Below are 10457 nucleotides of genomic sequence, written 5' to 3' on the forward strand. Positions count from 1 at the left end.
CGTCCCGCATCCGCACCGTCGACCAGCTGGTGGTTGTAGGTCAACGGCAGGTACACCATGTCACGAATGGCGATCGCCTCGTCGCCGTCGGCCGTCTTCACGGCGATGGGACGACGCACGATCGCACCCGTGCCGATGATGCCCATCTGCGGCTGGTTGATGATCGGCGTGTCGAACAGCGCGCCGACGGAACCGATGTTGGTCACTGTGAAGGTTCCGCCCGAGAGCTCATCGGGCATGATCTTGTTGTTGCGGGTCCGATCAGCGACATCGTCGATGGCCTTGGACAGACCCGCGACGCTGAGGTCACCGGCATCCTTGATCACGGGAACGAGCAGTCCGCGCGGAGTGTCGACCGCGACGGCCAGGTGCTCGTGATCGAAGTAGGTGATCTGCTGCGAGTCGAGATCGTACTGGGCGTTGACCTTCGGGTGCACCTGAAGCGCCTCGACGATGGCCTTTGCGAAGAACGGCAGATAGGTCAGCTTCGAACCGTGCTTGGCCTGGAATGCTTCCTTGTTGGCCTTGCGCAGCTTCACGACGCGAGACATATCCACTTCGATGACCTGCGTGAGTTGTGCAGAGACATCGAGGGATTCGCTCATGCGCTTGGCGATGGTCTGGCGGATGCGCGAAGCCTTCTCCGTGGTGCCGCGCAGCTTCGCGACTTCCTCGGGGATCTCGACCTTGAACGGAGCCTTGGAAGCTGCGGCCGGTGCGGCGGACTGTGCCGCGGGGGCTGTGGCCGGAGCGCTCTTCGCCGCTGCCTCGACATCCTGCTTGCGGATGCGTCCGCCCACTCCTGTGCCGGTGACCTGCGAGAGGTCGACACCCTTCTCGCGAGCCAGGCGGCGCACGAGCGGAGTGACGTAGGCGGCGTTTTCGCCCACGGTGTCGGCGGCGGCAGGGGCCTGGGCAGCGGCGTCCACAGGCTCTTCGGCCTGAGCGGCAGAAGCCGACTGCGCCGACGCGGCTGCGGCCGGCTTGGGAGCCGACTCCTGCTTCGGCACCTCCTCCTTGGGAGGCTCCTGCTTCGGTGCCTCTTCGGCAGGAGCGTCCTCCTTGGGAGCTTCTTCCTTGGGGGCAGCCTCGGCGGGAGCTTCTTCCTTGGGGGCTTCCTCGGCCGGTGCGGATTCGGACGGGGCACCGGAACCGATGCGAGCCAGAGGCGCTCCGACCTCGACGGTGTCGTCCTCGTCTGCGAGGTGAGCCTGAACGACTCCAGCGACGGGGGAGGGGACCTCGGTGTCGACCTTGTCGGTGGAGACCTCGAGCAGAGGTTCGTCGACCTCGACCTCTTCGCCGACGTCCTTGAGCCAACGGGTCACGGTGCCTTCGGTGACGGACTCGCCGAGCGCGGGCATCGTGATCTCGGTGCCTTCGGACGAATCGGAACCGGATGCGGCCGGAGCGGATTCCTCCGCCGGTGCCTCATCGGCTGCCGGTGCTTCGTCAGCGGGAGCCTCTTCAGCAGGGGCTTCTTCGGCCGGAGCCTCAGCAGGCTCCTCGGCCGGTGCTTCCTCGTCGGAGGACGCGCCGCTGCCGTCGCCGATATAGGCGAGGTCGCCGCCGACCTCGACCACGTCATCCTCTTCGGCCAGGATCTTCTCGAGGGTGCCGGCATACGGGCTCGGAATCTCCGTGTCGACCTTGTCGGTCGAAACCTCGAGCAACGGCTCGTCCACCTCGACTTCTTCGCCCACTTCCTTGAGCCAGCGAGTGACAGTGCCCTCGGTGACCGACTCTCCGAGAGCCGGCATCTGAACGGAATTCGACATGAGTTTTCGTCTCCTCGGATCTTATGAGTGGAAGTGCAGGGGTTTTCCGGCCAGGGCCAGGTGGGCCTCGCCGAGCGCTTCGTTCTGCGTGGGGTGCGCGTGGATGAGCTGCGCGACTTCCTCGGGGAATGCTTCCCAATTGACGATGAGCTGTGCCTCACCGGCCTGCTCGGACAGACGCGCGCCGATGCCGTGCACGCCCACGACCGGACCGTCCTTTTCGCGGATGACCTTGATCAGGCCGGTCGTGTTCAGGATCACGGACTTGCCGTTGCCGCCGAGGTTGTACTCGAGGGCTTCGACCTGATCCTTGCCGTACTTCTCTTCGGCCTGAGCCGACGAGAGGCCGACGGAGAAGATCTCGGGTTCGCAGTAGGTCACACGGGGGATGCCGGATTCGACGACCGGTGCCGGGTTGAGGCCGGCGATCTCCTCGGCGATGAAGATTCCCTGACCGAAGGCACGGTGGGCCAGCTGGAGTCCGGGGACGATATCGCCGCAGGCGTAGATGTTGCCGACGCCGGTGTGAAGACGTTCGTTGGCCAGGACGAATCCGCGATCCATCGGGATGCCCTGCTCTTCGAAGCCGAAGCCCTCGGTGACCGGTCCGCGGCCGACGGCCACGAGGAGGTACTCGGCTTCGAGCGTCGAACCGTCTTCGAGGGTGACCTTGACACCGTCAGCGGTCTCTTCGACTCCCTTGAACATGACTCCGAGCTTGAAACTGATCTTGCGCTTCTTGAAGGCGCGCTCGAGGTTCTTCGAGATGGTCTCGTCCTCGTTGGCGACGAGGTGCTTGAGGCCTTCGACGATTGTGACGTCGGCTCCGAAGGAGTTCCAGACGCTGGCGAACTCGACGCCGATGACGCCGCCGCCGAGCACGATGGCGGAGTTGGGGACCTTGTCGAGTTCAAGCGCCTCGGTGCTCGTGATCACGCGGTCGGTGATCTCGAGTCCGATGGTCTTCGACGTCGAACCGGTCGAGAGCAGAACGTTCGTTCCCTTGACGGTGTGGCTGCCGTCTTCGCCGGTGACCTCGACGGTGTCCTTGCCGACGAGCTTGCCGGTGCCGAAGTAGGTGTCGATTCCGCGAGCCTTGACCAGACCCTGCAGACCCTTGTAGTTGCGGGTGATGACGCCGTCCTTGTACTCGAGCACCTTGGTGATGTCGATCCCCTTGAACTCGGCTTCGATGCCGAAGGTCTCGGAGTGCTTGGCGGAGTCGGCGACTTCTGCGGCGTGCAGAAGAGCCTTCGTCGGCACGCAGCCGCGGTGCAGGCAGGTGCCTCCCACCTTGTCGCGTTCGATCAAAGCGACCTTCATGTCGAGCTCTGCGGCTCGCAGAGCAGCGGCATAGCCACCGGTTCCGCCGCCCAGAACGACAAGGTCGTAGGTCAATTCGTCACTCACGGATTTCTCCTCGTAGCTGTGAATAAGCCTGCAGTACGCAGCTTTCAGTCTTATCTTTCCACTTTTCTTGGCCGGGGCGAAGAAAAACGCTGTCTGATTGGACACAGGTGGGCATCATCACGTTGCCCTCGACAGCGTGTACAACCATTGTGCTCAGGCCTGTGCCTTCGCGATTTCGATGAGGGTGCGCACCGCGGCTCCGGTCGCGGCCTTCGGCGTGTAGCCGAATGGTGCGGACCCGTTGAAGCTCGGTCCGGCGATATCGATATGCGCCCAGTTCGCATCCTCACCGACGAACTCCCGGAGGAACGCGGCTGCGGCGAGCATGCCGCCGGGGCGCGGTCCGGAGTTCGTGAGATCGGCGGCGGTGGAGTCGAACCCGGAGAGCATCTCCTCGGGGATCGGCATCGCCCACATCTGCTCACCGGCCACGGATGCCGAGGCGATGACCTCCGCCCGTGCGGTTTCGGTGCCCATGACGCCGGAGGTGCGTTCGCCGAGTGCGACGATCTGCGCACCGGTGAGGGTGGCCACGTCGATGAGCAGGTCCGGGTTCTCCTCCCCGGCGTCGGTGAGTGCATCGGCGAGGACGAGTCGGCCTTCGGCATCGGTGTTCGTGACCTCGACGGTCTTGCCGCTGCGCATCTTCAGCACATCGCTGGGACGCTGCGCCGAGGATCCGGGCATGTTCTCGGCCAGCGGAAGCCACGCGGTGACCCGCACGGGCAGTTTGAGGTCGGCGATGCCGAAGAGCGCCTGCACGACGGCCGCGGAACCGGCCATATCGGACTTCATGTCCTCCATGCTCTTCGCGGGTTTGAGCGAGATTCCGCCGGAGTCGAAGGTGATGCCCTTGCCGACGAAGCTGAGATGGCGGTTCGCTCCGCGCGGTGCGTATTCGACCTTGACGAGCCTCGGCCCGCGGGTCGAACCCTGGCCGACACCGATGAGTCCGCCGTATCCTCCGGCCTTGAGTTCCTTCTCGCCGAGGACGGTGACCTTGAGCTTGCGGTCCTTGGCCTGGTCCTTGACGATCTCTGCGTAGGACTCGGGGTAGAGATCCAGCGGGGGCGTGTTGACGAGGTCGCGTGCCCTGCTCGTCGCTGCGGCGATGACGTCGCCGGCGTCATGGGCCGCGGCGAAGGTCTTGCCTTTCGGGCCGATGACGGTGATGGCTCCCGGCGTCCTGCCTTCGCCGCGGTAGTCGAGGAAGCGGTAGGCGCCGAGTCCGGCGCCGACTGTGACCGCTTCGACTTCGGCCGGAGTGGCGGCGGGCAGGGCCAGAGCGATCGACTCGGCTCCATCCAGCGCGCGCAGTGCGGCACCCGCGCCTCGGCGCAGCGATTCGGCCGTGGCGGCGACATCGGTGTCGTCGGCATCGTAATTGCCGAGCCCCACGAGCAGCACGGAGTTCGCGGCGATGCCCTTCGGAGCGGGAACACGAGCGGTGGATCCGGCCTTTCCGCTGAACCCGATGGCCAACGCGGCGTCGTCGAGAGCGGATTTCGCCGCCTTCGCGCCTTCGAGTCCGAGGACCGTCGAATCCGCTGCCGCCAGCACCAGTACGGAGGCGGTGGCCTTCACCGGTGAGGTCGTGGAGTAGCTGCTGAGGGTGGATGCACCAGCCATGAGTTCCCTTTCAGTCGTCGTTGAACGTTGATTCGATCCTAATGCCAAACACGCCGACTTGCTGAAGCGGTCGGGCACGCGCCGGCTGATGCGATGGCCGACTCTGGCATATTCTTGAGAGCGTGTACTCATTGATCTTCAGACTCGTCTTCGTTCCGATGGACGCCGAACGGGCCCATCACCTCTCGTTCACCGCTCTGCGGGTATTGGATTCCATACCTCTGCTCGGGCGTCTGCTCCGCTTCGTCTGTGCCCGCGGCACCGTCCGGCCAGTCGAGGTCATGGGACTGCCCTTCGCCAACCGCGTCGGCCTGGCCGCCGGATTCGACAAGAACGGCGTGGGGGTCCGTGCGCTGTCGGCGTTGGGCTTCGGCCATATCGAGGTGGGAACGATCACCGCTCATGCTCAGCCGGGCAATGATCGTCCGCGGCTGTTCCGTCTGCGGAAGAACCTCGCCCTGCTCAATCGGATGGGGTTCAACAACGACGGAGCCCGGCAGGCATCGTTCAACGTCGCCGCCGAACGGGCGAAGATCGAATCCCTCCCGCCGCGTCTGCGTCCGATCGTGGGCATCAACATCGGCAAGACGAAGGTCGTCGAGGCGGCCGACGCGGTGACCGACTACGCCGCTTCGACCCGGGCGCTGGCTCCCTTGGCCGACTACCTCGTGATCAATGTCAGTTCGCCGAACACTCCGGGTCTGCGGGATCTGCAGTCGGTGGGCAGCCTGGAGCCGATCATCACCGCCGTCCGCGACACCGCTGCCGAGGTGGTCGAGCGCCCGCGCTCGTCGCTGGGTCATGTGCCCCTGCTGGTCAAGATCGCCCCGGATCTCGCCGATGAGGATGTCGCTGAGATCTGCGACCTCGCCCTGCGCACCGGCGTCGACGGGCTCATCACGACGAATACGACGATCGACCGGTCCGTGCTGACCGGTGACGAGGCGGAACTCGCCGCAGGTCAGGCCGGCGGCATCTCCGGACGTCCCGTGGCCGCACGCTCACTCGAGGTGCTGCGCCTGGTGAAGAGTCACGTGGGTGATGAGCTCACCGTCATCTCCGTCGGGGGAGTCGCGGATGCGACAGACGCCCGGGCTCGAGTGGCCGCGGGCGCCGATCTGGTTCAGGTCTATTCGGAGATGATCTACTCCGGTCCGTTCTTCCCCGGCCGCATCGTTCGCGGCCTCGAGCCGAGCCGACTGCTCACTCGGGGTACTGGCGGCGCTTGACCTGCGGTTTGGGCATGCGCAGCGGACGCAGCTGGATGCTGCGCATGACCGCATAGAAGGTGATTCCCCGTTCGACTTCGCCGAACTTGTTGCGCAGTCGGTTCTTGAGGATGTAGTTGAGCACGAACCCGTCGAGGATGATCAGTGCGATGAGGCCCCAGACGGCGTAGGTGAAGTACTGCTGGATCTGGACCGGCTGCGTGAATGCGATGACGAGGATGAGGATCGCGGCCGGGATGAAGATCTCCCCGACCGAGAAGCGGGCATCGATGTAGTCGCGGATGTACCGTCGCTGCGGTCCCTTGTCACGGCGGGTGAGATACTTCTGCTCACCGTTCATCATTCCGATGCGCGCGCGATCACGCTCCTGCCGCTGCTGCTCCTTGGCTCGTCTGTTCGCAACCTTGCGATCCTTGTTCACCAAGGGCTGACGGCGCGCAGACTCCTGTTGGCTGCGCTTGGGCGTGGGCCGCCCCTTCTTCGCCTCCGCTTCACGACGGGCGTCGGCTTCTGCGGAGGGGTCGTCATGGACTGGCTGAGAGGCGGCGGTTTCGTCGTCCGCGCGAGATTTTTTGCTTCCGAACACGAGATGAATACTACCTTTGGAGAATGAGCGAATCGACTTCAGCACTTGACAGTGCACAACTGCATGCCGAATTGGACACCATTTTCGAGGAGGTCCTCGGCAATCTCTCGGATCTCGTCGCCATTCCCTCGGTCGCCTGGCCGAGCTTCGACGCCGTGAATGTCACCGCCAGCGCCGAGGCGGTCGCCGGCTCGGCGCGCGAGCTCGGCCTCGACGTGGACATCCTCAGCGCCGACCAGCCCGACGGAACCCCCGGGTACCCGGCCGTCGTCGCCTCGGTGCCGGCGCCCGCGGGCGCCCCGACGGTCCTTCTGTATGCCCACCACGACGTGCAGCCGCCCGGACGCGCCGAGGAGTGGGACACCGAACCTTTCGTCGCCACCCGCAGGGGCGATCGTCTCTTCGGACGCGGAGCCGCCGATGACAAAGCCGGGATCATGGTCCATCTCACGGCTCTGCGGCTGCTGGCCGACCGCCTCGATGTGGGTGTGACCCTCTTCTTCGAAGGCGAGGAAGAGGCCGGCAGCCCGAGCTTCCGCAACTTCCTTGAGACCTACCGGGATCGGTTGCGCGCCGATGTCATCGTCGTCGCCGACTCCGGCAACTGGGCTGCGGGCATCCCGGCCCTGACGACGAGCCTGCGCGGAATGTGCGCCGTCGAATTCGAGGTCTCGACTCTCGACCATGCCGTGCATTCGGGAATGTACGGGGGAGTGGCGCCGGATGCGATGCTCGCGATGACGAAGCTGCTGGCCACTCTCCATGACGACGACGGCTCCGTCGCGGTCGCCGGTCTGCACGCGGACACGGAGACGGCCATCGACTACGACGAGGCGACCCTGCGCACCGACTCCGGAGTGCTCGCGGACACCGAGCTCATCGGCACGGGCACCCTGGCCTCCCGCCTGTGGACCCAGCCGTCGATCACGGTCATCGGCCTCGACATCCCCGATGTGGCGGTCTCGTCGAACACCCTGCAGTCCTCGCTCAAGGCCAAGCTCTCGATCCGACTCGCGCCCGGGGACACCCCCGCCTCTGCGGTCAAGGCCGTCGAAGAGCATCTGCGGGCGAACCTGCCCTTCGGCGCACAGCTGACCATCGGTGAGACCGAGGGCGGCAGCCCCTGGCGGGCCGATGAAGACGACCCCGTCGTGCGGACCGCGCGTCAGGCGCTCACCGATGCCTGGGGTACCGAATCGGTGACGATGGGCATCGGCGGATCGATTCCCTTCATCGCAGACCTGCTCGACGTGTTCCCCGGCGCGTCGATCCTCGTCACGGGCGTCGAGGACCCGGACGCCCGGGCACACAGCGCCAACGAATCGCTCTACCTGCCCGATTTCAAGGCCGCGATCGTCGCCGAAGCACTGCTGCTGCAGCGCCTCGGCGACCGATCATGACAGATGTGGGGAATAGGTTCCCGAGCACGGATGTTGTCCCCGGTGTAGCCTGGGGACAGGAACGCGAGAAGGAGAAACCATGACTGTGACCGAAAAAGCCGAAGCCACCCACGAGGTGGAGCTGTCGTCGACCGCTGCCGACAAGGTCCGCAGCCTGCTCGAGCAGGAAGGTCGTGACGACCTGCGCCTGCGCGTGGCTGTCCAGCCTGGCGGATGCTCCGGGCTGATCTACCAGCTCTACTTCGATGAGCGCTTCCTCGACGGGGACGCCGTCCGCGACTTCGACGGTGTCGAGGTCATCGTCGACCGGATGAGTGTTCCCTACCTGAGCGGGTCGACCATCGACTTCTCCGACACCATCGAGAAGCAGGGCTTCACCATCGACAATCCCAACGCCGGCGGATCCTGCGCCTGCGGAGACTCGTTCCACTGATCAGCCTCGGCTGAGGAGGACCGCTTCTCATGGACCTGGAAGATCTGCGTGCCGTGTCGTTCACGGCGACGCAGTCCCAGGTCCTTTTGTCGTATCGGGCCGGACTCTTCCCGATGGGAGTCGGCCACGGCGGTGCCGGTCGCATGGGATGGTGGGCGCCGCGACGCCGTGGTGTCCTGTTTCCCGGTGACCTGCGCGTGACGAAGAGCCTGCGCAAGTCGATGAAGCACTTCACCTTCACCACCGACCGCGCATTCATCCACGTCATGCGCTCATGTGCCGACCCGCGACGGACGGGAAGCTGGATCACCGAGGAGATGATCGAGCTCTACACGGGTCTCCACGAGGACGGCTGGGCCCATTCCGTCGAGGTCTGGAAGGACGATGAGCTCGTGGGAGGGCTCTACGGAGTCGCCATCGGTTCGTTCTTCGCCGGCGAATCGATGTTCCACACTCAGCGGGATGCATCGAAGGCGGCGTTGGCCCACCTCGTCGGACTCTTCGACGGAACCGACGTCGTCAGCGGAGAAAGCCGGTCCACCTCGGCGGAAGCGGGACAGAGGGACTGGCTCATCGACACCCAGTGGCAGACATCACATCTCGCGAGCCTCGGCGTGTCGGAGATCAGCGGCCTCGAATACTCCGCGCACCTAGAATCCGCGCTCACGGGCAGTCTCTGTCAGCATATTCTCAACAAATGAACATCTGCAGGTGAATTTCTACCGCGTGTAGCGGTAGTCTTATGACTGACAGAGTAAGTACACGTCTCTCGGCCTGACCTGGAGACGCAGAACGTTGTGAAAGGCTGCACGTGGATTCTCCGAATCAGTCAGGACCGCAGCGGTCCTGGGCGAAGCGGCTCGGCATTCTGAGCGCCGTGTTGATACCGGCGTTGCTATCGGGTTGCACGAAAGAGCAGATCGCCACAGGATTTTTTCCCGTCGAATCGCAAGGCGCGACGAACCACACGGATGCCTATACAGCGCTGTGGAACGGTGGCTGGATCGCCCTTCTCATTGTCGGCCTCATCGTGTGGGGCCTCATCCTGTGGGCCATGGTCGCCTACCGCCGCCGCAAGAACGATCGCGGACTGCCGGTGCAGATGCGCTACAGCATGCCGATCGAAATCCTCTTCACGGTGACTCCGGTCGTCCTCGTCCTCGGGTTCTTCTTCCAGAACGTCCAGGTCATGGAGAAGACGATTGACGACACGACCCCCGGTGAGCAGGTCATCGAGGTCGCTGCCAAGCAGTGGGCCTGGGACTTCAACTACGAGACCGAAGACGTCTACTACTCCGGGACTCAGGTCGCGCTCGACGGCACCCCGGAGCCCGAGAAGACCGCTCCCGTCCTCTACCTCCCGGTCGACACCGACCTGGAGATCCGGTTGCACGCCCGTGACGTCATCCACTCTTTCTGGGTCCCCGCCTTCCTCGAGAAGCGCGACATGATCCCCGGGCATGACCAGAGCCTGCATCTGCGTGCCGAGAAGGAAGGCGAGTACGTGGGCAAGTGTGCCGAGCTGTGCGGCGAATACCACTCGGAGATGCTGTTCAACGTCAAGGTCGTGTCCAAGGAAGAATTCCAGGATTACACGCAGTCGCTTGCCGATCAGGGCAACACAGGCCAGCTGGGACCGGAGTACGATCGCAACTGGTACCCGAAAGAAGGTGCTGAGAAATGACCGCCACGATGGATCAGGCGGCTCTTGATGCCGCGGTAGTTCCACGGAGCAAGGGCAAGATCATCGTCGACTGGATCACGTCGACGGACCATAAGACGATCGGGTACATGTACCTCATCGGTTCGTTCTTCTTCTTCTGCGTCGGCGGTGTGATGGCGCTCATCATCCGCCTCGAGCTCTTCGAGCCCGGGATGCAGATCGTGGAGACCAAAGAACAGTACAACCAGCTGTTCACCATGCATGGCACATTGATGCTGCTGATGTTCGCCACCCCGCTGTTCGCCGGCTTCGCCAACGTCATCATGCCG

General features: G+C 64.4%; 10 protein-coding genes. 6 read left to right on the forward strand and 4 right to left on the reverse strand.

Annotation, left to right across the window (positions count from 1 at the left end):
* The 3 genes from sucB to ACTIIH_RS14880 all read right to left on the reverse strand — a co-directional run.
* Positions 1-1778 (reverse strand): 2-oxoglutarate dehydrogenase, E2 component, dihydrolipoamide succinyltransferase (gene sucB / locus ACTIIH_RS14870; RefSeq protein ID WP_441452675.1); only part of this gene is annotated, 1778 nt, incomplete at its 3' end.
* A gap of 21 nt (positions 1779-1799) precedes the next feature.
* Complete coding sequence (gene lpdA / locus ACTIIH_RS14875; RefSeq protein ID WP_441452676.1) at positions 1800-3188, reverse strand: dihydrolipoyl dehydrogenase; 1389 nt, start codon at positions 3186-3188, stop codon at positions 1800-1802.
* A 153-nt stretch (positions 3189-3341) separates the two neighbouring features.
* Entirely contained in the window at positions 3342-4817 is a 1476-nt protein-coding gene (locus ACTIIH_RS14880; RefSeq protein ID WP_441452677.1) for a leucyl aminopeptidase, read from the reverse strand.
* A gap of 122 nt (positions 4818-4939) precedes the next feature.
* Here ACTIIH_RS14880 and ACTIIH_RS14885 point away from each other — a divergent pair, with 122 nt between their 5' ends.
* Positions 4940-6046, forward strand: a complete 1107-nt coding sequence (locus ACTIIH_RS14885; protein ID WP_441452678.1) for a quinone-dependent dihydroorotate dehydrogenase — start codon at positions 4940-4942, stop codon at positions 6044-6046.
* On the opposite strand, the gene ACTIIH_RS14890 is transcribed toward ACTIIH_RS14885, so the two are convergent.
* The gene (locus ACTIIH_RS14890; protein ID WP_441452679.1) at positions 6021-6632 is read right to left on the reverse strand and encodes a DUF3043 domain-containing protein; all 612 of its coding nucleotides are present in this window, start codon (positions 6630-6632) and stop codon (positions 6021-6023) included. The two genes, ACTIIH_RS14885 and ACTIIH_RS14890, sit on opposite strands and share 26 nt — an antisense overlap.
* Before the next feature lie 23 nt (positions 6633-6655).
* Here ACTIIH_RS14890 and ACTIIH_RS14895 point away from each other — a divergent pair, with 23 nt between their 5' ends.
* From ACTIIH_RS14895 to ACTIIH_RS14915, 5 genes are all read left to right on the forward strand, one after another.
* Positions 6656-8032, forward strand: coding sequence for a dipeptidase (locus ACTIIH_RS14895; RefSeq protein ID WP_441452680.1), 1377 nt, complete (start codon positions 6656-6658; stop codon positions 8030-8032).
* Positions 8033-8111: 79 nt separating this feature from the next.
* Positions 8112-8465: a HesB/IscA family protein gene (locus tag ACTIIH_RS14900; protein ID WP_025778316.1), complete on the forward strand. Its 354-nt coding sequence runs from the start codon at positions 8112-8114 to the stop codon at positions 8463-8465.
* A 29-nt stretch (positions 8466-8494) separates the two neighbouring features.
* Entirely contained in the window at positions 8495-9166 is a 672-nt protein-coding gene (aat, locus tag ACTIIH_RS14905) for a leucyl/phenylalanyl-tRNA--protein transferase (protein WP_441452681.1), read from the forward strand.
* 110 nt (positions 9167-9276) lie between these two features.
* Positions 9277-10149: an aa3-type cytochrome oxidase subunit II gene (ctaC, locus tag ACTIIH_RS14910; protein WP_441452682.1), complete on the forward strand. Its 873-nt coding sequence runs from the start codon at positions 9277-9279 to the stop codon at positions 10147-10149.
* Positions 10146-10457: cbb3-type cytochrome c oxidase subunit I (locus ACTIIH_RS14915; protein ID WP_441452683.1), on the forward strand; the 312-nt coding region annotated here is incomplete at its 3' end. The genes ctaC and ACTIIH_RS14915, both read left to right, overlap by 4 nt.

It is taken from the genome of Brevibacterium sp., from assembly GCF_052105255.1.
Taxonomy (GTDB): Bacteria; Actinomycetota; Actinomycetes; order Actinomycetales; family Brevibacteriaceae; genus Brevibacterium; species Brevibacterium linens_B.

Bases quoted from the DNA above. Each gene is read 5' to 3' on its own strand.
- aat (WP_441452681.1), top strand. From the start codon at position 8,495: ATGGACCTGGAAGATCTGCGTGCCGTGTCGTTCACGGCGACGCAGTCC.
- ACTIIH_RS14895 (WP_441452680.1), top strand. From the start codon at position 6,656: ATGAGCGAATCGACTTCAGCACTTGACAGTGCACAACTGCATGCCGAA.
- ACTIIH_RS14880 (WP_441452677.1), bottom strand. From the start codon at position 4,817: ATGGCTGGTGCATCCACCCTCAGCAGCTACTCCACGACCTCACCGGTG.
- ACTIIH_RS14900 (WP_025778316.1), top strand. From the start codon at position 8,112: ATGACTGTGACCGAAAAAGCCGAAGCCACCCACGAGGTGGAGCTGTCG.